This window comes from Mesorhizobium sp. 1M-11 (genome assembly GCF_001303895.1).
GTDB lineage: Bacteria > Pseudomonadota > Alphaproteobacteria > Rhizobiales > Rhizobiaceae > Mesorhizobium.
In genome coordinates this window covers 370,616-395,291 of sequence record NZ_LJSD01000037.1, presented here as the reverse complement: position 1 = coordinate 395,291, position 24,676 = coordinate 370,616, and the positions used below count along the sequence as shown (strand labels likewise).

Genomic DNA, 24,676 nt, shown 5'->3' with positions numbered 1-24,676 from the left:
GCGACGAGTGCCATGGTTGATCACTCCATTGCCGGCTCGTCCGGCTTGATGGCGCGCAAGGCAGCTGGCGATCGCTCGGCGCGTGCGCGTCTTGCCATCGTACTGCTGGCGATACTGCTTGCAGCTGTTGCGCTGTTCAGCCTTACCGCCGGCGCCTCGGACGCTTCGGCTTTCGATGCCCTGCGCGACTGGTTCTCCAGTTCCGATGCCGAGAGCGTGCTGAGCGCCCGCGACCGCATCATCATCTATGATATACGCTTGCCGCGTGTCGTCCTGGGTGCGCTGATCGGAGCGGCACTCGCCGTGTCCGGCGCCGTCATGCAGGGACTGTTCCGCAACCCGCTGGCCGATCCCGGCATTGTCGGCGTCTCGGCGGGCGCGGGGCTCGGCGCGGTATCGGTCATCGTCCTGGGCGGCACCGCGCTGGCGCCTTTCACGACGCTTCTGGGATCCATGGCATTGCCGCTCGCCGCCTTCATCGGCGGTCTGGTCACGACGCTGATCCTTTACCAGGTCGCGACGCGCCAAGGACGTACCTCGGTGGCGACCATGCTGCTGGCCGGCATTGCACTGTCGGCGCTGGCCATGGCACTCACCGGCGTGCTGATCTACATGGCCGACGACCGCCAACTGCGTGATCTCACCTTCTGGCAACTCGGCTCGCTGGCCGGGGCGACCTGGACCAAGATCGGCACCGCAGGGCCGATCATGCTGATTGCGCTGGTCGCCATGCCGTTCTTCGCACGCGGACTCAATGCGCTGTCGCTCGGCGAGGCGACGGCGGGGCATCTCGGCATTCAGGTGCAGAAACTGAAATATGTCGCCATCGCCGGCGTTTCGGCCGCTGTTGGCGCTTCGGTCGCTGTCAGCGGCGGCATCGGCTTTGTCGGCATCGTGGTGCCGCATTTGCTGCGGCTCACCATCGGTCCGGACAACCGCTACCTGTTGCCGGCCTCGGCGCTGCTTGGCGCGACGCTGCTCATCCTGGCCGACACCGTCTCGCGCGCCATCGTTGCGCCGGCCGAACTTCCGATCGGTATCATCACCGCCACGGTTGGTGGTCCGTTCTTCCTGTGGATACTGCTGCGCAAGCGCGGCGTCATCGACCTGTGAGCCCCCCATGATCGAAGCCCATGATGTTTCAGTGAAACTTGCCGGAAAGCGCATCGTCTCCGGCATCGATTTCGAAGCGCATCCGGGTGAGATCGCGGCCATCGTCGGCCCGAACGGCTCCGGCAAGACGACCTTCCTCAAGGCCTTGTCGGGAGACCTCGGCTATGATGGCTCGGTTGTCATCAATGGCCGCGAAGTGTCGGGGATGCGTCCGGTTGAAGCCGCGGGGATGCGTGCTGTCCTGCCGCAGGCAACGTCGCTCGCCTTTCCTTTCACGGTCCAGGAAATCGTTCGGCTTGGACTGATCGGCGGCCGATCCGGCGTGCTGGCTGGCGAAAACGAGCGCCTGCCGGAGCGCGCGCTGGCCAAGGTCGATCTGGATGGCTTCGCGGGACGATTCTATCAGGAACTCTCAGGCGGCGAGCAGCAGCGTGTGCAATTGGCTCGTGTGCTTTGTCAGGTCTGGGCGCCGGTGCTGGACGGCAGGCCGCGCTACCTGTTCCTCGACGAGCCGGTATCGAGCCTGGACGTCAAGCATCAGCTCATCATCATGGACATTGCCCGCGATTTCGCGAAACGGGGAGGCGGGGTCGTCACTATCCTGCACGATCTCAACCTGACGGCGATGTACGCCGATCGCATCTTCGTCATGCATCGCGGTTCGCTGGCTGCAGCCGGCACGCCGGCCGCAGTACTTAGTGACAGCCTTATTGAAAAGGTATTCGACTGCCGCATGCGCGTCGGGGTGCTGCCGACCGGCGACGTGCCGTTTGTGCTGCCGCAATCCGTTGCTCTTTAAGTCTCGCCTTTGGCTCAAGCAGCCGGGGCGCGGCGTTCCAGAAGATCGATGCCAAGCAGCGAACGCACATTCGGACGGGCGGCGACCAGATCAGCGATCGTGTAGCGGCCGAGCACCTCGAAAAAGGCGTTGAGCGCTTCGCGTAGTGCCGAATTCAGCGCGCAGCTGTCGATCAGCGGGCAATCGGCATCGGCCTCGAAGCATTCCGCCATGGCGAAACTCTCTTCGGTGATGCGCACGACGTCGAACAAGGTGATCTCGGCGGCTGGTTTTCCGAGTCTGACGCCGCCGTTGCGGCCGCGTACGGTCTCCACCAGCCCATGTTCGACCAGCGGCTGCAGGATCTTGAACAGAAACAGTTCCGACACCGTGTAGGCGGCGGCGATTTCGGGAATGCGGCTGAGGCGGTCGTCATTGGCCGCACAATACATCAGGATCCGCATGGCATAGTTGGTTTGACGCGTGAGCCGCATGGTCGCTCCTTCGCAAAGCACGTGTTCGCGCGAATATGGCGCATAGTCTGGAATAATTCTAGACTGGACTTCCGTATATATGACATTTTCCGTCAACTTTTTGAAGGAAAACGTCAAGCTCCCGATGCTTCCGTTGCGTAACCTGCTCGGCAAAGGGCCAAGAGGCTGCGTCTCCTTGCGTTTCCGCTGAAACTCACGATTATTCCGGCTAGAGCAATTCTAGGAAAAGTGTGTAACGGTTTTCCGTCCGGAATTGCGTAAAAACAAAGGGTTAGGGCGTTTCCGCGTTTCCGTGAAAAACGGAAACGCTCTAGGGAAAAGAACCGGAAGGAAGTCTGAGGGAGGGCGCGCATGGCGCAGGACACCGGGTTCGGCAGGATCCCTGGTCCGCCCAAGAAGCCGATCGTCGGCAATATGCTGACGGTGGATACCGAGACTCCCCTTCAAAGCCTGATGCAGCTTGCGCGTGAGCTGGGACCAATTTTCCGCCTCGACATGATGGGCACGCCGATGGTGGTGGTGTCGGGCGCTTCGCTGGTCGAGGAAATCTGCGACGAAAGCCGTTTCGACAAGGCAGTGCGAGGCTCGTTGCGGCGTGTCCGGTCCGCGGCCGGCGACGGGCTCTTCACGGCCTACACCCAGGAAGACAATTGGACAAAGGCTCACAACATCCTGCTGCCGACCTTCGCCCAGCGCGCTATGGCCGGCTATCTGCCACTGATGCAGGACATTGCCAGTCAGCTCTGCATGAAATGGGAGCGTCTCAACGTCGACGACGACATCGACGTCGTGCACGACATGACGGCACTGGCACTCGATACGATCGGGGTCTGCGGTTTCGACTACCGCTTCAACTCCTTCTACCGGCGTGACTATCATCCTTTCATCGACGCGCTGACGCGCACACTTGAAACCTGCATGGTGCAGCGCGGGCTGCCGTTCGAAAAAGTGATCCTGCGCAGGCGGCTCGATCAGCTCAAGACCGATGTCGCCTTCATGTCGAAGCTGGTCGACGACATCGTGCGCGAGCGGCGCCGTGGCGGTGGCGACCAGGCACAGAAGGATCTTCTCAACTTCATGCTGGCCGGGGTCGACAAGGCAACCGGCGAAAGCCTGTCGGACGAAAACATCCGTTATCAGATCATCACTTTCCTGATTGCCGGTCACGAGACGACATCGGGGCTGATGTCTTTCACGCTCTACTTCCTGCTCAACAACCCGGATGTGCTGGAGAAGGCTTACGAAGAGGTCGATCGTGTGCTCGGCAGCGACATTAGCGCCATGCCGACCATCAGCCAGGTCAGCCATCTCACTTATGTGCAGCAGGTGCTCAATGAGTCCCTGAGACTGTGGCCGACCGCACCGGCGATCGGCCTTTATCCCTACGATGACGAGTTGCTTGGCAACCAATACAAGGTGAAGAAAAACACCTTCACCACGCTTCTGACGCTGATGCTGCACCGGGACCCCTCCATCTGGGGCGCGCACCCTGAGCGTTTCGACCCCGACAATTTTACGCGCGAGGCGGAGGCTTCCCGGCCGGCCCATGCCTTCAAACCGTGGGGCAATGGCCAGCGCGCCTGCATCGGTCGCCAGTTCGCCATGCAGGAGGCGACGCTGGTGATCGGGATGATTCTGCAGCGTTTCCAGCTATTCGATCACCAGAAGTACCAGCTGCGCATCAAGGAGACGATGTCGATCAAGCCCGACGGCTTCCGCATGAGGGTGAAGCCTCGTCCGGGCCGGACACGAGGTTCGATGGTGCCGGGCGCGACATTGAGCGATCCGGCAGTCGCGCAATCGGCGCCACAAGTCGCCAGACGGCCAAAGCATGGCACGCCGCTCGCCGTGCTTTACGGCTCAAACCTTGGCACGACGGAGGATCTTGCCCGCGCGATCGCTCAGACGGGCGAATTGAACGGGTTTGACGTGACCATGGACGAGCTCGACGCCAGGGTCGGCAGTCTGCCGACCAAAGGGGCGGTAGTGATCGCCAGCGCATCCTACAACGGCGCGCCGCCCGACAATGCGATGAAGTTCATGGATTGGCTGGAGAAAGCCGATCCGGGGGCTGCCAAGGGCGTCAACTATCTGGTGTTTGGTTGCGGCAACCGCGACTGGGCTTCCACTTTCCAGGCGACACCCCGGCGCATCGACGAGCGGCTCGAAGCACTTGGCGGTAAGCGCATCACGCAGCGTGGTGAGGGCGACGCGCGCGAGGATCTCGACGGTCAGTTCCAGGACTGGTTCAAGGACCTTTTCCCATCCGTCGGCGAGGCGCTGGAACTGGACATCGATTTTTCGGAACAGGCGGAGGCCGAGCCGCTTTACGAAGTCGAGGTTGTTACCGGTCAGCCGGTCAATCCAGTCATATATCAGTCCGGCGCAGTGGCAATGGGGGTCGTCGCCAACCGCGAACTGCAATCGCCCAGATCAGGCCGCTCGACCCGTCACGTCGAGGTGATGCTGCCTGAAAATGTCGGCTATCACGCTGGCGATCATCTGTGTGTCGTGCCTGTCAACGACCCCGCCTTGGTCGAACGGGTCGAAAAGCGTTTCGGCTTCGGGCCGGACGCGCAGGTGAGGTTGAAAACCACGGGTGGACGGCAGGCACCGTTTCCGGCAGACGGCCCGGTTCCGGTGCGCCGCATCCTCTCCGACTATGTCGAACTGCAGGCCGTCGCCACGCGCAAGCAGATCCACGCGATGGCTGCAGCAACCCGCTGCCCATTCACCAAACCGCAGCTGGAAGCATTGGTCGCCGAGGCCAAAGATGGCGTCGATCCTTACAAGGCTGAAGTGTTCGCCAGGCGTAGATCCGTGCTGGACCTCCTGGAACAGTTTCCGGCCTGCGAATTGTCCTTTGGGCAGTATCTGGAAATGTTGCCGCTGCTGGCGCCACGCTATTATTCGATTTCATCTTCCCCATCCTCGAAAGCCGGACATTGCTCGATCACCGTCGGTGTCGTCGACGAACCGGCGCGGTCGGGCAGCGGCATCTATCGTGGCGCCTGCTCCAACCATTTGGCGCGGGCAGGCGAGGGGACCATCATCCATGCGACGACGCGCGCGACAAAGGCGGGTTTTCGCCTTCCCGACAACCCCGCGCGGCCGATCATCATGGTCGGGCCAGGCACGGGGTTGGCACCGTTCCGCGCCTTCCTGCAGGAGCGGGCAGCCTTAGCAAACGCCGGCGCGACACTCGGACCAGCGATGTTGTTCTTCGGCTGCCGCCATCCGGACCAGGATTTCCTCTACCGCGAGGAATTGGAAGCGCTGGCTTCCGCTGGCTTGGTCGAGCTTCATGTCGCTTTCTCCCGGCAAAATGGCGAGCGGACCTATGTGCAGGATCTCATTCGCAAGAACGGCGCTTCCGTCTGGCAGCTGATCGAGGCCGGCGCGCATATCTATGTCTGCGGCGATGGCAGCCGGATGGAACCGGATGTGAAACGCGCGCTGACGCGTCTCTATGCGGAGGAGACTGACACTGACCCGCAGGCCGGCGATGCCTGGATCGAAAGGCTCGCCAGGGAAAACCGCTACGTGCTGGACGTCTGGGCGGGGAGTTGAGACGGCCACCTGCGACAAACTTACTTTGACGTAAACGTTACGTTGGGTGATCTTGCAAACCATGGTGCGCTGCACAATATTAGCAGCGTCGAGCACCGACTCGGGGAGGAACCCGTTAGGAGTGCGACATGGAAAGACAGATTACGAACACCGCTCCCCTGATGGGGACCATACGGCAGCTCAGGCCTTCCGAGTTGCCGCGATTCCGCGACCATCTGTTGAGATTGGATGCCGAAAGCCGGCGCGATCGCTTCAACGGACTGACGGACGACGCCTTCATAGCCTCTTATGCCGAACGCAGCTTCGCGGACGGGACTACAGTCATCGGCTATGTCGAGGACGATCTGGTGCTGGGCGCTGCCGAGCTGCATGAGCGGCCGGAGGATGCCGAGCCGACCGCCGAGATCGCCTTCAGCGTTGAGCGTCATCTGCAGCATCGCGGCATTGGCGGCCACCTGTTCGAGCGCCTGATCGCACAGGCACGCGGACTGGGCTACACGCGACTGCGCGTTACCACCCACCCGCAGAACCAGGCGATGAAGACGTTGGCCCGTCGTTACCGTGCTGCCTTGAACTTCGTGGATGGTGAGACGGTAGGCACAATCGACCTCGAACCAGTCGATGAAGATGTGCTGACGGCGCTTCTGCCGACCCGTCCCCATACCGACGTCGCGCTAAGCAGGGCCTGAGGTCTTCTGCAGGCAAGGCAGTCGGGTTTCATGAAAAAGGCCGCCCTGGGGCGGCCTTTTTTGCTTTCCAGCCATCGCCTGGGCAATCAGTTGCCGTTGGCCGTGACGGTCACGCCGAGCGTCTTGGTGAGGTCAGCCGGGCTTGCCATCGCGCCAGCCGCGATCAGTGCGAAGGGCACGGGGCTGGCGGGCTTGGCGGTAATCACCAGGTTCTGCGGGTTGTCGAGATAGTCGCTGACAGCCTTTGTCACCTGAGCGGTCAGCTCGGGGTTGTTGATCTGCGCCATGCCGAACGGCACGATGGCCTTGGCCTGGTTGGCGATGTCTTTCGGCTGCATGTTCTGCTTCTTGGCGACGAATTCCAGCACCTTGTTGGTCAGCGAATTGTCGGCGAAGCGGATCGAGGCGCTGTTGAAGGTGAGCTGCTGCATCAGGCCAAGCACGGCCATGCCCTCAGCCGACTTGTCGGCACCTTCCGGCGACGCGGCCATCTTCTTCTGGAGCTGCTGCAGCGACTTGATGAAGTCGGTGGTGTAGCCGCCGAGCGAGAAGGCCATGCCAAGTGTTCCGGCATTGTCGACGGTGATGTCGTATTTCGACAGATCCATCTTGCCGTCCTTCGGCTCCCAGGAACCGGCCATGTCGAGCTTGCCGGAAATGTTCTGGTAGCCGAGGCCATCGATCATTGCCTTGGAGTCGGCATCCTGCACCAGCGACAGGTCGCCGGTAAATTTCTCGGCGCCGCCGGTGAAGCTCAGGGCTTTGCCGTCAGCCGGCGGGACGATGTCGACATTGGCGTTAGCGACCGAGAAGGCGGTCTTGTCGCCAACCTTCACCGACAGGCTATCGAGCTGGGCGGATTTGTACATCAGCAGCGAGGCGAGGGGATCGGTGTTGCCTTCTCCAGGGATGGTCATGCCATTGATGACGAAGGGGCTCATTTCGAACTTGGCGCCGTCCTTTTCCTGGGTGAAAGCTTCGGTCGAGACTGTGTCGACGAGGTAGCCGCCATTGGCGTCGGTCACGTTCTTGAAGGTGACGTTGCCGATCTTCAGCGGTTCTTTGTCGCCGGCAGGAGCGACCGTCACACCTTCCAGCACCATGCTGGAAGTGTCGCCGGAAACGCCGGTCCAGGCGAGGGTCACACCCTGGTTCTCGAAAGAAGCCTTCAGGCGCTCGGCCACCGCCTTGGTGTCGGCCGCAAAAGCCGAATTGAGTGGCAGGGTGAGAAGAAGCGCCGAATAGGCGAACTTGCGAAGGGTTGAGCGGTGGATAGTCATCGCGTGCTCCAAAGTGACAGAGTCTGTCTAGAAAAATATCTTCATTTTGCGCCTTCACCCGTCCGCAACGAACTGGGCCGGAAGAAGGCATTCCCGCCAGAAAGGCCGACATTCACGGAAAAAGACAGATCCGGCAAGTCAGGCAGCGGCAAGGCGCGGTCCTTACGTCATGGCAGCTGTCCACGCAACATCCCGCATCGATGCGCCGCGCTTAAACGGCTCATGTTACGGTTTCATGGCGACGGTTTGGTCGCTGCCGACTGGGAAATATAGCGGATGCGCTTGCCAACCGCTTTTCGGAACGAGACCTGGAATGACTTGACCCACGCGCCTCTTGTCGCGAATCAGCCTCTCGGTTAGTCCAAACCCATGGGAAAGAGCCTTTTGCCGCCTGACGATGGCGGCCACGACAACATCGAATCGGTCGACCTGAAGAAGGCGTTGGAAGATCGTTATCTTTCATACGCGCTTTCGACGATCATGAACCGCGCTTTGCCGGATGTGCGCGATGGCCTGAAGCCGGTGCATCGGCGCATCATGCATGCCATGCGGCTGTTGCGCCTCAACCCCGACCAGGGTTTTGCCAAATGCGCCCGCATCGTCGGCGAGGTGATGGGCAAATTCCATCCGCATGGCGACCAGTCGATCTACGATGCGCTGGTGCGTCTCGCGCAGGATTTCTCCATGCGCTACCCGCTCGTCGACGGGCAGGGCAATTTCGGCAACATCGACGGCGATAACGCCGCCGCCATGCGTTACACCGAAGCACGCATGACGGATGTGGCAACGGAACTGCTTGCCGGCATCACCGAGGACGCAGTCGACTATCGCCCGACCTACAACGAGGAGGACGAAGAACCCATCGTCCTGCCGGGCGCGTTCCCGAACCTGCTGGCCAATGGCTCTTCCGGCATCGCGGTGGGCATGGCGACATCGGTGCCGCCGCACAACGTTGCCGAGCTCTGCGATGCCGCTCTTCACCTCATCGATCACCCTGACGCTTCTGTCGCCAAGCTGGTGGAGTTCGTACAGGGACCTGACTTCCCGACCGGCGGTATCATCGTCGATAGCCGTCAATCCATTCTCGATGCCTATGAAACGGGCAGGGGTGGTTTTCGCGTCCGTTCGAAATGGAACCAGGAGGACCAAGGCAGGGGCACCTGGGTGATCGCTGTCACCGAAATCCCCTATGGCGTGCAGAAGTCGCGATTGATCGAAAAGATCGCCGAGCTTCTGATGGCCAGGAAACTGCCGCTTCTGGAAGACATTCGCGACGAGAGCGCCGAAGACATCCGCATTGTCCTGGTGCCGAAAAGCCGCACGGTCGCTCCAGGCCTCCTGATGGAATCGCTGTTCAAGCTGACTGAGCTCGAAAGCCGCTTTCCGCTCAATATGAATGTGCTGTCGCGCGGCAAGGTGCCGAACGTGCTTTCGCTCAAGGGCGTGCTGCAGGAATGGCTGGAGCATCGCCGCGAAGTGCTGGTGCGCCGTTCGAAGCACCGGTTGGGCGAAATCGAAAAGCGCCTCGAAATCCTGGCTGGCTACCTGATCGCCTATCTCAACATCGACGAGGTGATCCGCATCATCCGCGAGGAAGATGAACCCAAGCAGGTTATGATGGCCCGTTGGTCGCTGACCGACGTACAAGCCGAAGCCATTCTCAACATGCGGCTGCGTGCTTTGCGCAAGCTCGAGGAATTCGAGATTCGCAAGGAATACGACGGGCTTTCGGAGGAGAAGAAGCAGATCGAGTCCTTGCTCGCTTCGGTGGAGAAGCAGTGGAAGACGATCGCCTGGGAAATCCAGAAGATCCGCCGCGATTTCGGTCCTGAGGAAAACAAGGAACTCGGCCCGCGTCGTACCCAGTTCGCCGATGCACCCGAACACGACCTGACCGATATCGCGCATGCGATGATCGAGAAGGAGCCGGTGACGGTGGTGGTGTCGGAGAAGGGCTGGCTGCGCGCCATGAAGGGTCACCTGACCGATCATTCGCTGTTCAGCTTCAAGGAAGGCGACGGGCTGAAGCTCGCCTTCCACGCCCAGACTACCGACAAGATTCTCGTCTTCACCACCGGCGGCAAGTTCTACACGATCGGCGCCGACCGATTGCCGGGCGGTCGCGGCCATGGCGAGCCGATCCGCATCATCGTCGACATGGAGAACGACCAGGACATCGTCACGGCTTTCGTCCACGATCCGAAGCGCAAGCTGCTTCTGGTCTCGCATCAGGGCAATGGCTTCGTGGTTTCCGAAGAAGAGGTCGTCGCGAACACCCGCAAGGGCAAGCAGGTGATGAACGTCAAGGCGCCTGACGAGGCGAAACGATGCTTGCCGGCTGTCGGCGACCACGTCGCAATCGTCGGCGACAACCGCAAGATGCTGGTGTTCGCACTGTCTGAGATTCCCGAGATGGCGCGCGGCAAGGGCGTTCGCCTGCAGAAATACAAGGATGGCGGTGTTCTCGATGTGAAGACCTTCGTCATGGAAGGCGGTCTGTCCTGGCAGGACTCCGCTGATCGTACCTTCACCCGGCCACGCGAGGAATTGACCGAATGGATCGGCAACCGCGCTGCCGCCGGTCGGATGGTGCCGAAGGGCTTTCCGCGTACAGGCAAGTTCGGCTAGCCACTTTTTATGCGAAGCGCGAATCCTTTTGCCGGTTTCGCGCCTCTTGTCCCTGAAGCCGGCACGGTGCCGGTGACAGGAGAGACAAGACATGGCCTTCTACCGAAAGAATATCGGCAGCCTGCATCAGGTGGTGAGGATCGTCATAGGGGCTGCGGCCGCTGTTGCCGCGTTGGCATGGTTCGCAGCGCCCGCCAGCTATTTGGGAGCCACGGCCGGTGTCGCCCTGGCGCTGTCGGGACTGTTCGGCTATTGCCCGATTTGTGCCGTGGCAGGGCTCGGGCGGCAACGATAGGCGCCAGATGAACGGCGTGCCTTCCCATCTCTTCGATGCTGCGCGACTGGGGGATCGCGAAGCAATCGTCAAGGTGCTCGAGATCGCCCAACCCGACATTCGCCGTTATGCCCGCTCGACATGCCGGGGTTCCGCCGATGCCGAGGATGCAGTGCAGGAAGCCTTGTGGCTGCTGTCACGCAAGATTGGCACGATCCGCTCGCTGACCGCGTTCTCCGCCTGGCTTTTCACGGTGGTGCGGCGGGAGTGCACGCGGCTGGCGCGTGCCTTGCGGCTGCAACCACCGCAATCATTGGCGGAGCTCGATCTCGAGCGCTCCTTCGGCGCACGCCCGCAAGCCGAGCTCGCGCTGGATATTGCCGCCGCGATCGAAGCACTGCCGCCGCATTATCGCGAGGTCGTGCTGCTGCGCGACCTGCGCGAGATGACGATCGACGAGATCGCGGCGAGTCTTGGCGAGACACGTCAGGGCATCAAGGCAAAACTCCATCGCGGCCGCTTGTTGGTGAGGGAATATCTTTCGGACTGAAACGGTCGTTCGCACCTGGTGTACGCCCTACGCGAGCCCGGAACCCCATGCTGAAAGGTTCTGGGATAAGTCCGCGACATGCCAAAGATGCCTACAGCTTCTTGACGCTTGCGGCCGGCTCTCTACCTTGATCCGCGAATATTCGAGGGTGGAGCGTTTGTTTTATGCCGGCAGTCTTGTGTGCGGCCCTGTTCCTGGTGCTGGCCGCGTGCATGCCGGCCAGCGCTGTCGAACGGACCATCTTCCTCACTTTCGATGATGGCCCACTCAACGGCACCAGGAACGTCCTGGATGTTCTGGAAGCCCAGCAGGTGCCGGCTACGATGTTCATGGTGGGGCAGCATGTACAGGTAAATCCTGAGCGCGGAGCTCTGCTCAAGCGCGCCAAGTCGCTGCCGCTGGTGACGGTGGGAAACCACAGTTTCAGTCACGCCAACAACCGCTACGAGCGTTTTTACGCCGATACCGAGAACGTCGTCGCCGATATGCTGAAGGCGAACGCAGTCCTCGGGCTCAGCGCACCGCCGCCCATTCCGGCGCGATTGCCCGGGCGCGATGTGTTCAGGCTGCAATATATGTCGCGCGATGATTTCGGTCTCGGCCTGGAACAGGCGCAACGCGAGCAAGTGGACTTCGAGTTCGTCGCTGCGTCAGGTTTCCATCTCTATGGCTGGGACTTCGAGTGGGTTCATGACGGCAGCGGCAAGCCGGTGCAGTCGGTCGAGCGGCTGATCGATGAGATCGGACACTTGTTCGCGGCGCGCAGAACGGTCGGCAAGAACAAACTCATCCTGCTCATGCATGATGAGATGTTTCAGGACGTCTTCCAAGGCAAGGACCAGCTGTCGGCCCTGGTCACCGGCCTGAAAGCCAAAGGCTATGCCTTCGGTCATATTGCTGACTACGACACCGAGACGAGCCCGTAGAGCAATTCCAGGAAAAGTTAGAGCGTTTCCGCGTTCCTAGAAAACGGAAACGCTCCAGGCCCGTCTCGGACGAAGCATCGAGATTGCTCAGGCCGCAATGCCAGGCAGAGCGCGGACGACGGAATCGGCTTCACGTTGCTTCGATAGCGGCCCGTACTGTTCCGACCATTCGACCAGCGCCTTGAAGGCCGGCTTCAGCCGCTGTGCGACTTCGCTGACCTCATATTCCACTCTCAGTACATTTTCCGGGTAGACGGTGCGGCGGATGAGGCCGTCCGCTTCCATCTCGCGCAGTCGCAGGGTGAGCATATGCTGCGTGATGCCGGGCAGGCTGCGGCGCAATTCGCCGAAGCGATGCCTGCGTTGGGCAAGGATCCAGAGGATCTCGATCTTCCACTTGCCGGCGAGGGGACGCATCGCCTCGATAAGTTTCAAATAGGGCGCGTCGCCATTCGCGATCGGGTGGGGATCCTGATCGTGTGATGGGTGCATCGGTCTCATCTCTCGCTGCAATGGATAGAATGTAATAAGCGCTATGAACGAACTCGCGCGATTTTCGTTGCCTGACTTTTGTCAGGAGTGTTTCGCGCAGCTCAACGTTGACCGAGAATGATCGCTCGCATAAATTGAGAATGATCATTCGCATTTCGGAAATAGCAATGAAAACCGCGCTTGGCAATATCGAGATTCTGCTGGAGGCCGAGATCGACGAGGGACGGACGCTGTCACGCGCCCAGCGCCGCGAGCTTCAGGTGCAGCGTGTCCTCGATGCCGCCAAGACTTGTTTCGCCCGGGAAGGGTTTCAAGGTGCGTCGATGCAGCAGATCTGCGCCGAGGCCAGCATGAGTCCCGGTGCGCTTTATCGCTATTTCGTTTCCAAGGAAGCGATCATCGAGGAAATCTGCGCGGCCGCGCGACGCGATGACGAAGAGAAACTCGCGGAAATGCTGACGAAGCGCGATGTCATCGAGGGCATGGTTTTTGGCTCGATGACCCATATCCGTTTTGTGCATGAAACGGACGCTTCTGCGTTGATCGCGCAATTTCACGCCGAGGCGACGCGCAGCGAGAGCGTGCGCGCGATCTATTGCAACCATCTCGCCGAGGTGCGCGGCATCTTCCTCAACTATCTGGGTGCGGCCCTCGGCCGCGGCGAAATCGATCCGCTGTTCGACCTCGAAACGCTGGTGCCGGCGCTGATGGCGATCATTCAGGGAATCGCCAACAACGATTTGCCTGCAAACGGCATTGAATTGGAGAAGCTGGAGACGATCGTCCGCACCGTGATGGTTGCCATGCTGCGACCGACCGGCAAGACTGCCTGAACCTTTCTCTTGCCCGTGACGGCGATGGCTGGCAGGAATTCGCCTGCAATTGGCTTATGGTCACGATTGCTGCACTATCGTTCGGCATAATGACGAATGGCGTGGGTCTTTGCTGCGCCGTTGTCGATTCGGGGTATCTGTTTGAAAACATCGCAGACGAGACCAAAGGAGCCGCGCCTCTTCGGTGTGCCTGCGCCGATGCGGGCCGCCGTTATTCCGCCGCTGTCGGCCGCGCGCTGGCTTCTCGTCCTGGTGGCTGCCGCCGGTGTCTATTTTTTCTATGGGTTTCTGGTCCCGGTTCTGGCGGCACTCGTCATTGCCTTCGCCAGTTGGCCGCTCTACCGACGTCTGCTCGCCGCGGTCAACGGTAACCGTACCATTGCCGCGACGATCGCGTTGCTGCTTATCCTCGCTTTCCTGGTAATCCCGATCTCGTTGGCTGGAACCTATGTGATCAATGAAGTGCGCGAATGGATAACCTGGGCGGTCGGAACCAATCGCCACGGTGCTCCGACGCCACAATGGATCGCCAGCCTGCCTGTGATTGGGGAGTGGCTGAATGAGCAGTGGACGAAGAACATCGGCCATCCCGGCGGTATCGGCCAACTGATCCAACTGGTAAGCGGTGCCAACATCCGTTCAATCTACCAGACCGCGCTTGTCGCTGGAGGCAGCGCGTTTTCTCTGCTGCTGACACTCCTGTTCATGCTGATTGCGTTGTTCTTCGCCTATCGCGATGGCGAAAGCTTTGCGCGTCAGGTCGATACGCTGGGAGAGCGCATCCTGCCGGTGCGGTGGGAACGCATCTCGCGCGTGGTGCCGGCAACCATATCTTCGACCGTCACCGGCCAGACCGTCATCGCCATTGGCGAAGGCGTGGTGCTGGGCATCGCCTACTGGCTGGCCGGCGTACCGTCACCGGTGACACTGGGTGCGCTGACGGGGGTGATGGCACTGATCCCCGGCGGTGCCCCGCTCTCGTTTACGCTGGTGTCGCTCTATCTGATCGGTTCCGGCTCGACTGTGGCGGGCGTGGCACTGTTTGTCTGGGGTTCGGTGGAACTCTTCATCGTGGACAAGACGATCCGTCCCAAGCTGGTGGGCGGACCCATCAAGCTACCGTTCCTGCCGACCTTCTTCGGCCTGATCGGCGGCGTGAAAACCATGGGCTTCCTGGGTCTGTTCATCGGCCCTGTATTGATGGCGCTGCTTGTCGCCATCTGGCGCGAATGGCTGCATGAGGTGGAGGTGGTCGACAACCTGCCGGCAGAGACACCGTCCGCCGAACCGGAAGCAAACGCATCGGTCGCGGCGGAGCCAGTCGTTCTGGAAGCGAGGAAGGTTCAGGCCGGGTGACGCACGGCCAGTGCCGCGCGGCGCTGGCGGCCAAGGCGCAATTGCCAAAGCGAATGCGCAATCAGTGCAATGATCAGGATCGCGCCCCCGATCAGCGTGTCGCGTGACGGCACCTCGTTGAACACCAGCCAGACCCACACCGGCGCCAGTACTGTTTCCAAGAGATAGAACATCGCCGCTTCCGGGGCCGAGATGTATTTTGGGGCGGTTGCCAGGCAGAAGAACGAGATCGGAATGACAACGCCGCCGTTGAACAGGATCCACCATGGCGCATTGACCTGGAACCCGGTGTTCCAGACCATGTAGGTCGCCACCAGGAAGGGCAGGACCACGCCGATCAAGGCTGGAAAGCCCATATCCTTGCCGCTACGACGTGAAATCGTGATGGCGGAAGCGATGCAGAACGCCGACGTGGCGGCGAGCAGATCGCCGAACAGGTGGCCGGAGCCGATCGAGCCGCCGACGATGATGCCGACACCGACGATCATCGCCGCCATGGCTGCAAACGTGGCCGGGCGCGGGCGTTCACGAAGGAACAGCCAAGACAACAGCGCCGCGAACATGGTGTTGAAGGCGAGGATGAAGACGAGGTTGGCTGTTGTGGTGTTGAAGACTGCGGTGATGAAGGCGATCGAGCCAAGGCCATAGAGTGTGGCTACGGCAAGGCCAGCGCGGCCGGGGATCAACTTTGGCGCGCTTGGCGTCCACCAGCGCCACACGGCCCACACGATCAGGCCGGCAAGCAGCGTGGTGCCGCTGCGCAGCATCAGGATCGTCCAGGGGGCGCCGTCGGCAAGGCGGATCAGCGGGATGTCCACCGTCAGCGCCATGCCGCCGACCGCGGCAACCAGCAGACCCTTGGAATGGTCGTGAGAAACAGTCACGTGCAGCCCCCCGCCTCAAAGCAACGGCAGCGTTAGGAGCCTCGGAAAGGCTGGACGGGCCGATTGTTCAGAGCGGAATGCGATGGCTCGGCATTCCGCTTCTCTCTTGTCTTATCGCGTGACCTGGCTCCGAAAAGTCTGCAACTTCTTCTTCGCTGACCTTCGGGATCACGCTCAGCCGCCAAAGCGTTCCCAGCCCTTCGGACCGAGATGCTCTTGCGGCATGAAACGCATCTTATAATTCATCTTGCGCGAGCCGTTGACCCAATAGCCGAGATAGACATGGGGCAAGCCCATCGCCTTGGCGCGCTGGATATGGTCGAGGATCATGAAGGTTCCCAGCGAGCGCTCATCCAGGTCAGGGTCGAAGTAGGAATAGACCATCGACAAACCGTCGGCCATCTTGTCGGTCAGCGCCACTGCCACCAGTGCGCCCTGACCCTTGCCGGTGATGAAGGTATCCGGTCCGCGCCGTCGATATTCGATGATCTTGGTGTCGACATGGGTGTCTTCGACCATCATGGCGTAGTCGAGCACCGTCATGTCCGACATGCCGCCCTTGCGGTGGCGGGCATCGAGATAGGCGCGGAAAAGTGAATATTGCTCGGTCGACGGTTCGGCGTCGTGCATGACGCCAACGAGATCGGCATTATGCTGTTCGACGCGGCGCATGTTGCGGCTGGGTTCGAACTCCTGCGCAAGGATACGCACCGAAACACAGGCCCGGCAGTTCTCGCAAGCCGGGCGATAGGCGATGTTCTGCGACCGGCGAAAGCCTCCCTGGGTCAGAAGGTCGTTCATCTCCGAGGCTTTGTCACCGACCAGATGGGTGAACACTTTCCGCTCGAACTGACCTTCGAGATACGGGCATGGCGAGGGCGCGGTCAGGAAGAATTGCGGAGACTGGGTAGGATGCTGCGTCATCGCGCGTCGAAAAATGCTCCCACGAATTACCCTAGCTTGGCGCGCGCGCCAAAAAATTCAACAGGATAATCGTGCCGAACGGCCTTCTGGCCCATATATTCGATGGTTGGGCAGGACAGTGTGGACAAGTCCTGCCTCAGCGGTCGGTGCGGCTGACGACTGTGCCAAGCAGCAAGTCGTGCAGTGTGCGCTTGCGGTCGGAAAACAGCGTAACCAGAAGCACCAAGGGAGTGAGAATCACATTGGCGGCCCAGAACAGCACGGAATGCACGACCGCGGTCATGCCGTCGATCGGCGCGCCATCCAGCCTGTCCAGGCGAATGCCCATCGCTTTCATACCGAGCGTGGCCTGATCGCGGCCACCCAACGTATTCCAGATGTAGATCACGGCGACTGCTGGCACCAGGACCGAAAACAGCATCCAGCCCAGGCCCAGTGTGATGATGCCGAGCAGGAACACCAGGATGGCAAAGGGGATGGTGAGCAAGCCGACCACGAGGTAGTCGATGATGCAGGCAAAGACACGGCGCGTGCGCACGCCATCATAGGCGCGGACATCGTCCAGCCTGGAAGTGATGATCTCACCGTCAAGAACGCGCGCGTTCATATCCTTTCCTTCTCATCCTTGTCGTTGGCCGGCGGCTGCCGCTCTTACTCATCAAATGGTGTAATGGCCGCTTCGGTTCAAGTTTGAGTGGCCGATCGCAGTCCACTCAGCCACTTTCCAATGATATCGCCGTCCACTGCGCCGAATTCATGGCCCGCGGCGACGGTATGGGCGTCGATACGCGCACCATGTCCTCGCAGCAACGCAACGAGAGGCGGCGCAAACGGAAAATAGGTGACGTCATTGGCGCCGGCAATCATCAGGATCTGCGCATCCGATAAGTCGGCGGCGGGCACTTGATCCAGAACCGGCATGGCGCGCAACAGCACTGCGCGTTCAATGGGACCAGGGTGCAGCAGCATCGTGCTGGAAACCAGATTGGCGCCGTTCGAATAGCCGATGAAGACGATACGCGCCGGTTCAAGGTCGTGAAGCGCCGTCAGCTCACCGACGAAATGCGCAAAGGCAGTTGCTTCCTCACGGATGCTGGCCTGATCGAACCGTGTCGGCGTGATCCGCCTGAACCAGCGCAGATCGCCATCCTGGACGATGCGGCCGCGCACCGCGACCAGCCTTGCTCGCGGGGCGATCGACATCGCCAAAGGCATCAGCGTTGTCTCGTCCGCGGCGGAACCATGGAGCAATATCAGCGTGTCGCAATTGGCGCCGTGCGGGACATGGAGGCGATACGAGAAGGATAGGTCGCGGCGTAATGCCGCCATTTGGGCATTTTGTCGGCTATCTGTTCCAGCCATTTGTTTTTCAAACATTTTATCTCTTTTTGCCGGCTTCAAAACGAAACATTTTTGGGTCGTCCCAAAAGTGATTGAGCCTGCTCTGTTTTTGGTCGCTTTCGCACTGATATGGAATATCCAGCGGTTCCGTGACGGGAGGCGAGGATCGAACCGCTCACAGTATGAACCGTTGCGGAGTCCTAATCATGACCACGCCGCTCTCATCCGAACGAGATACCCGCATCGATGTTCTGCGTGCGCTCGCTCTTTTGATGATTTTCATCGATCATGTGCCGGGCACCGTGTTCGAACTCTTCACCTACAAGAATTTCGGCTTTTCAGACGCAGCCGAAGCTTTCGTGCTGATTTCGGGCATTGCCGTCGCGCTTGCCTATGGCCGCAAGTTCCAGCCTGGGGACCGGTTGCTGGCGACGCTCAAGATGTGGCGCCGCGCCGGTGTTCTGTATGCCTCCCACATCGTTACGACCATGGCCTCGGTTGCCATCTTCTGCGCGGCTGCCCTGTTGGCCAAGCGACCCGACTTCCTGACGCAAATCAACATCGGTCCGCTGATCGAACGCACGCCCGAGGTGCTGCTCGGGATCGCGACGCTTGGCCACCAGATCGGCTACAACAACATTCTGCCGCTTTATGCAGTGTTGCTTCTGGCGGCGCCTGCGCTTCTGTTTTTTGGCGGACGCTGGCCGTTTCCGACCCTGGTGGTTTCCGGCGTGGTGTGGCTTTGGGCCGGCCTCTATCAGGTCGCGCCGCTGAACTATCCCGAACAAGGGTTCTGGTTCCTCAATCCGCTGTCGTGGCAGTTCCTGTTCACCATCGGGGTTGTCGGCACGTTACATGTGCGCCGTGGTGGCAGCATCCCGGTCAATGGCTGGCTGCTGGGTTCTGCGGCTGTCTATGCGCTGATCGCCCTGGTCTGGGTTCGTGGCCCTTGGTGGGGCCAGGATACCTGGTTTGGCTTGCCGGCGGTTCTGGCTGGTTTCGACAAGACCTTCCTGTCGCTGTCCCGGCTGCTGCACGTGCTTTCCGTTGCCTACCTGATCGTGGCTCTGCCGGCGGTCTCGGCCTTCTTCCGCAAGCCGCTCGATCATCCGCTTGCCATTCTCGGCAAGCGTTCGCTGCCGGTGTTCATCGTCGGTACGATTCTCGCCATTGTGGCGCAGGTGTTGAAACTCGTGCGGCCCGGCGGTTTTTCCTATGACGCCATGCTCGTCGCCACCGGCATCGCGGCACAATTCGCATTCGCCTACTATCTGGAATGGCTGTCACGACTCGGATGGACGAGCCAAGCAAAGGCGTCACAGCAGAGCCGAGGTTTTGCTGGACAGCTGGTCAGCGTGCGCTGACGGGACCTGCCGATTCACGCACGACCAGTTCGATCGGCATTTCCTGCCGCCGTTCGGCCTGACCAGGGTCGAGGATAGCGTGGGCCGCGCGGCGGCCCATTTCCCGCATCGGCTGCGCGATGGTGGTCAGTGGCGGCTTGCACCATGCGGCTTCCGGCACGCCGTCGAAACCGACGATGGAGACATCGCCGGGCACCGACATGCCGCGTTCCTTCAGCCAGTCGATCGCGATCATGGCAATGCGGTCGGACATGGCGAGCAGCGCCGTCGGCGGCTCGGGCAGGCTGAACATGTAGTCGAGACTGGCATGAACAGTGGGTACATCGTTGCCGGTTTCGTAGATCGGAACGCCGGCTGCATCGATCCCGGCCTCGGCGAGCGTCTCCAGATAGCCGTAGAGGCGGTCGCGCGTACCGGAATAGGTGGCGCCTTCCGCGCGCAAGGCGGTCATAGGCCCGCTGCTTCCTTCATCAAAATTCAGCGCCAGAACGCCGAAACGGCGATGCCCGAATGCCAGAAGGTGGTCCGCTGCCAGCCTCGCGCCGGCCTTGTTGTCGATGCCGATGGCCGAAAGGGCGCCTTCATCGTAACCGAAGTCGAGTACCACGAAGGGGAGTTTTCGTTCTCGTGTCAGGTATACCGGCTGCCAGTTGCCTTCCACGCAGAAGACGATGAAGCCGTCGACCAGTGCGCTCTGGATGTTCCAGGCGAGATGTTCGCCATTGATCGCCGATACCAGCGACAGGCCGGCACCCGTGGCGTCGCAAATCTCCGAAATGCCTGACATGACCACACGGGCGAAAGGATCGTCGAAGAAATAGGAGAGGGGTTCTGCCGTGGCGACGCCAATGGCATTGACCTTGCCGGCGCGCAGCAGTCGCCCCTTGGGGTCGGGGCCGGCATAACCCAAGGCGTCCGCGGCCGCCTTGACGCGTTCGCGCACCTCCTCACGCACGATCTCGGGGTGGCTGAAAACATTCGAGGCGGTTCCGTGCGAGACGCCCGCAGCCTTGGCGACATCCGCCAATCTGACCGGTTTGATCGCAGTTGCCCGTCTTGCCATCAGCCATCCTTCTCATTGACGGACGCAGCGAAGGTCCGAGTGTCTTCCAACGGCCTGATGATCACAGGCAACTGACCTTGTATCACAATTGTTGGATCGATCCATATTTGCCTTGACTTCGTGCGGTTGAGGGATGAGGATTTGAATCGATCCAAAATTTTTTTATCTCGATCTTGGATCGATTCAATCATGATGCAAACCAAATCGAGAAGGTGAGGCAATCATGCATCCGATCGACTACCTGTTTAAAGATATCTATCGCAACTATTGGGGCATTCCGTCAGTGTCGGCCAAGCGCGCCTCGGAGCGCCACGAAAGGCAGGTCCGGCCATTCAGACTTGGCCGTGGGCCGGCACGTCGTGGGCGGAACCGGTAGATTGCTGATTGATTTGCAAGCGCGGATCGCCACTCAGGCGGCGACCCGCGCGCTACCCTTCAAGGTCAGCAGCGGGACACACAGAAGGTAAAGGGCTGCACCGCTGATCCACACCAATCCGGGGAAGGTCGAGCGCGTGGCGAAATAGGTGGTGGAAATCGCCAGCGGCGCGATGATGGAGGCGAGACTGGTCAAACCGGCAATCACGCCTTGCAGCCGGCCTTGATTGTTCTCGTCCACTTTCGCCGTCATCATCGACTGTAGCGCCGGTGCACCGATGCCGCCGAGACAGAGCATCGGCAGAAGTGCGAAGGCCATCCAGCCGTGCGTTGCCAGGCCGATCAGGACATAGGCTGTGCTGTCGGCCGCGATGGCGATGGCAAGCGCTTTCTTTTCGCCAAGTCTCTCACTGATGGGCCCGGCCACAAATGCCTGCGCCAGGGCGTGGAACAGGCCGAACAAGGTCAGCGAAATGCCGACTGTCAGCGGGTTCCAGGCGAACTTGTCTTCGACGTAGACAACCCAGATCGTGCCGCCGACTTCACCGACCATTGTCAGCAGGATGGCCGTGCCAAGCAAAGGCAGCAGCAATGGAAAGCCGAATGCCCAGCCCAAAGGAGCGAAGGGATTGAGGGAAACGGCAGTCGCTTCGCTGTTCTGACGTTTTGGCTCCTTCAGAACCAGCAGGGCAATCAGCAAGGTGACGAGATTCAACGCCGCGGCGGCAAGGAATGGCGCGCGTGTCCAGACACCGCCGAGCAAACCGCCGATTGCCGGGCCTGCGATGAAACCGATGCCGAATGCCGCCCCCAGTTGTCCAAACCGTCGAGCGCGCTGATCTTCAGATGTGACGTCGGCAATGTAGGCCGAAGCGACCGCCGAAACGGCGCCAGTGATACCGGCTATCGCGCGGCCGATGAATAACAGCCAGAGCGTGGGGGCAAATGTCATGAACAGATAGTCCACTGTGGCACCCGCCAGCGACATCAACAGCAAAGGCCTGCGCCCGAAACGGTCTGACAACGCGCCGAGCAGGGGCGAGAAGACGAACTGCATCAATGCGTAAAGCGCCAGGAATGCCCCGTAGCGCCAGCCGAGATCGCCGGTGTGGCCTACTTCACGCAGCAACTCTGGAATGACCGGCATGGTGAGTCCGATGCCGGTTGCGGTGAGGGCGACCGTGGCCAGAATAATGGCGATCGAGCGGTTCATGATCCTGTCCAAAATTTATCAGTGATAAATTCACTTATCATTGATAAATTTAAGATGCAATACGAGTGACGTCCTGAATGGAGGCGGCAATGAAGGTCGACCGCGCGCGTATCGTCGAAGAGGCGCTGAAACTGCTGAACGAAGTCGGCGTGGATGCGCTCTCGACGCGGCTGCTTGCCGAGCGGTTGCAGGTGCGACAGCCGGCACTGTACTGGCACTTCAAGAACAAGCGTGCGTTGCTGGATGCGATGAACAAGGAGATACTGGAGCGCAGCCATAATAATAGGCTGCCGCGGGCCGGCGACGACTGGCGGCAGTATCTCCTGGAGAACACGCGCAGTTTTCGGGCAGCGCTGCTCGCTTATCGCGATGCCGGCAGGGTGCATGCAGGCACCGAAGCCGAGCCCGATGAATTACAGGATGTCGAGATGAAAACCGCGTTTCTGGTCTCACAAGGCTTCGACGCGGGCGAGGCCATGATATTGTTCATAGCGCTCGGTCGCTACACGCTCGGTTGCGTGATCGAAGAACAGTCCGACTATCCAAAAGGCCCAGGCAGAGGGGCTGAGCTCGATATTGCGGCGCGCGATTATCCTTTGTTGGCAGCGGGACTGGCGCACTATCGCGAAGGTGGTCACACGGCCCTGTTCGAAACGGGGATCAGCCTTATCCTGGACGGTGCCGACATGCGGCTTCGTGGCAAGACGGCACCGTCCGGCGCTTAGGTTCTTGGTCTGGCGAATGCCGAAGCCGCGATTGTCAGCCAGCCCAGGATCAACAAAGTGCCGCCAGTCGGCGCTGCGAAAGGCAACAGCCGTCCACCCAGGAAGTCGCGGGCAAGCAGATCGCCGCAGAACAGGACCAGTCCTACCAGAAGCACCAGTCCGCCAAGGCGAAGTACCCTGTTGCCACCGACCAGTCCGACTGCGAGCAGCGCGAGCGCGTGGGTGAGCAGGAACGAAGCGACTGTGGCGGTGAAGGCGCCACCGACATGCGCTGCCGCTGCTGACAACGCCACGCCTGCGGCACCGCAGAGCCCTCCGGTCGATACGAGAGGCGCGCATGGTTCAAAGGCAAAACGGGAAGAATTCATCGTCAGTGTTCCATCGAGGTAAACGCTGAAATCTGGAAGCCAGGCTATTTCTCTGACGAAATCGCCAGGAGACCCTGCCAAGATCGCATGGTTTGAGCGTTACGCGGACTGCGGCTGTTCGTAGCGGCTGCGTACGATCCAGTTGAAAAGCGCGCCTAATGCCAGCAGCACCGCAGTGAACAGAAAAACCGCGCGCATGCCGAAATGACCGCCAATGAAACCACCAAGAACCGGGCCGGCGACCTGACCGACATATTGCGCCGAGATCGAATAGCCCAGAACGTTGCCGCCGATCCCATCTGGTATGTTGTGTCGGATGACGCTGGTGACGGAGGGCAGCAGACCACCCAGCGCGAGGCCCATCAGAAAGCGCAGGACGATCAGTTGCCAGCTTTCGGTGACGAATGCCTGCGGAATGAGCAGCAGCGCGGCAGCCAACAGCGCGCCGACAATGACGCTCCAGTGGCCGACGCGATCGGCGAGCTTACCGAGCCTTGGCGCGGACAGGATCGCGCCGAGGGCCGCTGCTGACATGACGAAGCCGGCGACCAGCGTTACCTTCGTGGAATCCGCCACCAACTCCGCGACATAGACGGTGATGATCGGTTCGATCGACATGGTGGCGAACATCAAGAGCATGCCGGTTGCCAGCATCGCCATCACCGGCCGTTTGTCGGGAATTTGTGACCAGCCCCCGCTCACCTGCTTCTTCGTGCTCGCAATCGCCGGCCGGCGATCTTCCTTGATCAGGAAGGTGGTGGCGAGAAAGGCCAGGAAGATGACGCCGCCAGCAATCAGGAAGGTCGCGCGGATACCGATCCTAGGCGGCAAGGCGCCGCCAATCAAAGGCCCGACGAGGTTGCCGGCCATGATGCCGGCCGAAAGCGTGCCCAAGGCCCAGCCGGAGCGGTCCTTTGGCGTCTGCATGGCGACCAGAATGGTCGAGCCTGACGAATAGCCACCGGCGAGCCCGACCAGAAGGCGCAAGGCAACCAACTGCCAGACATCCTGCACCATGCCCATGAGCGACATGCACACCGCCATGCCAAAGCTTGCGCGCACCAGCATCAGCTTGCGGCCGTAGCGGTCGCCCAGCCGTCCCCACAGCGGCGCGACAAGTGCTGCCGCCAGAAACGTGGCGCCGTAGGCGATGCCAGACCATTGCACTATTCCCGTATGATCGCTGACACCCAGTTCTTCCACATAGAGCGGCAGGAAGGGCAAAAGCAGCGTCATTGCCACGAGCGTGCTAAAGGAGCCGATGAAGCAGACGATGAGATTGCGACGCCAGTGGACATTGTAGCCTGCTTCCCCGGAGGTGGTGCTTTCACTCGACATGGCGTTGCTCTTCGCTGTGTATGCTTGCCTTGTATCCCGGTTTGGGATACCAAAATGGTATCCGTATCGGATGCGGACTTTACGAAGTCAATGGGCCA

At 60.7% G+C, this 24,676-nt stretch carries 23 protein-coding genes; 12 read left to right on the top strand and 11 right to left on the bottom strand.

The annotated features are described in order from the left end of the window. Positions 1 to 12 precede the first annotated feature (12 nt). Together AO692_RS16935 and AO692_RS16930 are read left to right on the top strand one after the other, a co-directional pair. Positions 13 to 1,113 (top strand): iron ABC transporter permease, encoded by a 1,101-nt coding sequence (locus AO692_RS16935; protein ID WP_054311196.1) that lies wholly within the window; start codon positions 13 to 15, stop codon positions 1,111 to 1,113. A gap of 7 nt (positions 1,114 to 1,120) precedes the next feature. Then, the gene (locus tag AO692_RS16930; protein WP_054311195.1) at positions 1,121 to 1,912 is read left to right on the top strand and encodes a heme ABC transporter ATP-binding protein; all 792 of its coding nucleotides are present in this window, start codon (positions 1,121 to 1,123) and stop codon (positions 1,910 to 1,912) included. 14 nt (positions 1,913 to 1,926) lie between these two features. Here AO692_RS16930 and rirA read toward each other — a convergent pair whose 3' ends face one another. Next, a complete protein-coding gene (gene rirA, locus AO692_RS16925; protein ID WP_054311194.1) occupies positions 1,927 to 2,385 on the bottom strand; it encodes an iron-responsive transcriptional regulator RirA in 459 nt (152 codons plus the stop codon). A 351-nt stretch (positions 2,386 to 2,736) separates the two neighbouring features. Here rirA and AO692_RS16920 point away from each other — a divergent pair, with 351 nt between their 5' ends. Beyond that, positions 2,737 to 5,955: a cytochrome P450 gene (locus AO692_RS16920; protein ID WP_054311193.1), complete on the top strand. Its 3,219-nt coding sequence runs from the start codon at positions 2,737 to 2,739 to the stop codon at positions 5,953 to 5,955. A 128-nt stretch (positions 5,956 to 6,083) separates the two neighbouring features. Further along, entirely contained in the window at positions 6,084 to 6,644 is a 561-nt protein-coding gene (locus AO692_RS16915; RefSeq protein WP_054311192.1) for a GNAT family N-acetyltransferase, read from the top strand. Between the two features lie 86 nt (positions 6,645 to 6,730). On the opposite strand, the gene AO692_RS16910 is transcribed toward AO692_RS16915, so the two are convergent. Beyond that, on the bottom strand, positions 6,731 to 7,924 hold the full coding sequence (locus AO692_RS16910) for a hypothetical protein (RefSeq protein ID WP_054311191.1): 1,194 nt from the start codon (positions 7,922 to 7,924) through the stop codon (positions 6,731 to 6,733). Between the two features lie 369 nt (positions 7,925 to 8,293). On the opposite strand from AO692_RS16910, the gene parC reads away from it, so the two are divergent. From parC to AO692_RS16890, 4 genes are all read left to right on the top strand, one after another. Next, on the top strand, positions 8,294 to 10,552 hold the full coding sequence (parC, locus tag AO692_RS16905) for a DNA topoisomerase IV subunit A (RefSeq protein ID WP_054311190.1): 2,259 nt from the start codon (positions 8,294 to 8,296) through the stop codon (positions 10,550 to 10,552). A gap of 91 nt (positions 10,553 to 10,643) precedes the next feature. After that, a complete protein-coding gene (locus tag AO692_RS16900; protein ID WP_054311189.1) occupies positions 10,644 to 10,847 on the top strand; it encodes a DUF2892 domain-containing protein in 204 nt (67 codons plus the stop codon). 7 nt (positions 10,848 to 10,854) lie between these two features. Beyond that, positions 10,855 to 11,376, top strand: a complete 522-nt coding sequence (locus AO692_RS16895) for a sigma-70 family RNA polymerase sigma factor (RefSeq protein WP_054311188.1) — start codon at positions 10,855 to 10,857, stop codon at positions 11,374 to 11,376. Positions 11,377 to 11,540: 164 nt separating this feature from the next. Beyond that, positions 11,541 to 12,302, top strand: coding sequence for a polysaccharide deacetylase family protein (locus tag AO692_RS16890; protein ID WP_054311187.1), 762 nt, complete (start codon positions 11,541 to 11,543; stop codon positions 12,300 to 12,302). Between the two features lie 87 nt (positions 12,303 to 12,389). Here AO692_RS16890 and AO692_RS16885 read toward each other — a convergent pair whose 3' ends face one another. Further along, positions 12,390 to 12,794, bottom strand: coding sequence for a helix-turn-helix domain-containing protein (locus tag AO692_RS16885; protein WP_054311186.1), 405 nt, complete (start codon positions 12,792 to 12,794; stop codon positions 12,390 to 12,392). A 167-nt stretch (positions 12,795 to 12,961) separates the two neighbouring features. On the opposite strand from AO692_RS16885, the gene AO692_RS16880 reads away from it, so the two are divergent. Then, entirely contained in the window at positions 12,962 to 13,627 is a 666-nt protein-coding gene (locus AO692_RS16880; RefSeq protein WP_054311185.1) for a TetR/AcrR family transcriptional regulator, read from the top strand. 198 nt (positions 13,628 to 13,825) lie between these two features. Further along, the gene (locus AO692_RS16875) at positions 13,826 to 14,983 is read left to right on the top strand and encodes an AI-2E family transporter (protein WP_244483383.1); all 1,158 of its coding nucleotides are present in this window, start codon (positions 13,826 to 13,828) and stop codon (positions 14,981 to 14,983) included. Here AO692_RS16875 and AO692_RS16870 read toward each other — a convergent pair. The 4 genes from AO692_RS16870 to AO692_RS16855 form a co-directional block, all read right to left on the bottom strand. Beyond that, entirely contained in the window at positions 14,971 to 15,867 is an 897-nt protein-coding gene (locus AO692_RS16870) for a DMT family transporter (protein ID WP_054311184.1), read from the bottom strand. The two genes, AO692_RS16875 and AO692_RS16870, sit on opposite strands and share 13 nt — an antisense overlap. Before the next feature lie 174 nt (positions 15,868 to 16,041). Continuing rightward, positions 16,042 to 16,791: an arginyltransferase gene (locus AO692_RS16865; RefSeq protein WP_054311183.1), complete on the bottom strand. Its 750-nt coding sequence runs from the start codon at positions 16,789 to 16,791 to the stop codon at positions 16,042 to 16,044. 136 nt (positions 16,792 to 16,927) lie between these two features. Continuing rightward, positions 16,928 to 17,398 (bottom strand): RDD family protein, encoded by a 471-nt coding sequence (locus AO692_RS16860; RefSeq protein ID WP_054311182.1) that lies wholly within the window; start codon positions 17,396 to 17,398, stop codon positions 16,928 to 16,930. A gap of 77 nt (positions 17,399 to 17,475) precedes the next feature. Next, positions 17,476 to 18,192, bottom strand: coding sequence for an alpha/beta hydrolase (locus AO692_RS16855; RefSeq protein ID WP_244483377.1), 717 nt, complete (start codon positions 18,190 to 18,192; stop codon positions 17,476 to 17,478). A 146-nt stretch (positions 18,193 to 18,338) separates the two neighbouring features. Here AO692_RS16855 and opgC point away from each other — a divergent pair, with 146 nt between their 5' ends. Beyond that, positions 18,339 to 19,496, top strand: a complete 1,158-nt coding sequence (gene opgC / locus AO692_RS16850; protein ID WP_054311180.1) for an OpgC domain-containing protein — start codon at positions 18,339 to 18,341, stop codon at positions 19,494 to 19,496. Here the strand turns inward: opgC and AO692_RS16845 are convergent. Beyond that, the gene (locus AO692_RS16845) at positions 19,483 to 20,559 is read right to left on the bottom strand and encodes a LacI family DNA-binding transcriptional regulator (protein ID WP_054311179.1); all 1,077 of its coding nucleotides are present in this window, start codon (positions 20,557 to 20,559) and stop codon (positions 19,483 to 19,485) included. The two genes, opgC and AO692_RS16845, sit on opposite strands and share 14 nt — an antisense overlap. 409 nt (positions 20,560 to 20,968) lie before the next feature. Then, positions 20,969 to 22,147 (bottom strand): Tet(A)/Tet(B)/Tet(C) family tetracycline efflux MFS transporter, encoded by a 1,179-nt coding sequence (gene tet / locus AO692_RS16835; protein WP_054311177.1) that lies wholly within the window; start codon positions 22,145 to 22,147, stop codon positions 20,969 to 20,971. An 89-nt stretch (positions 22,148 to 22,236) separates the two neighbouring features. On the opposite strand from tet, the gene AO692_RS16830 reads away from it, so the two are divergent. Beyond that, entirely contained in the window at positions 22,237 to 22,872 is a 636-nt protein-coding gene (locus AO692_RS16830; protein WP_054311176.1) for a TetR/AcrR family transcriptional regulator C-terminal domain-containing protein, read from the top strand. On the opposite strand, the gene AO692_RS16825 is transcribed toward AO692_RS16830, so the two are convergent. Both AO692_RS16825 and AO692_RS16820 read right to left on the bottom strand, forming a co-directional pair. Then, positions 22,869 to 23,240 (bottom strand): DUF423 domain-containing protein, encoded by a 372-nt coding sequence (locus AO692_RS16825; RefSeq protein WP_054311175.1) that lies wholly within the window; start codon positions 23,238 to 23,240, stop codon positions 22,869 to 22,871. The genes AO692_RS16830 and AO692_RS16825 overlap by 4 nt on opposite strands. Positions 23,241 to 23,339: 99 nt before the next feature. Then, positions 23,340 to 24,650 carry a multidrug efflux MFS transporter gene (locus AO692_RS16820; protein ID WP_082407401.1) on the bottom strand — a complete coding sequence of 437 codons (1,311 nt, stop codon included), beginning with the start codon at positions 24,648 to 24,650 and terminating at the stop codon, positions 23,340 to 23,342. Between the last annotated feature and the right edge of the window lie 26 nt (positions 24,651 to 24,676).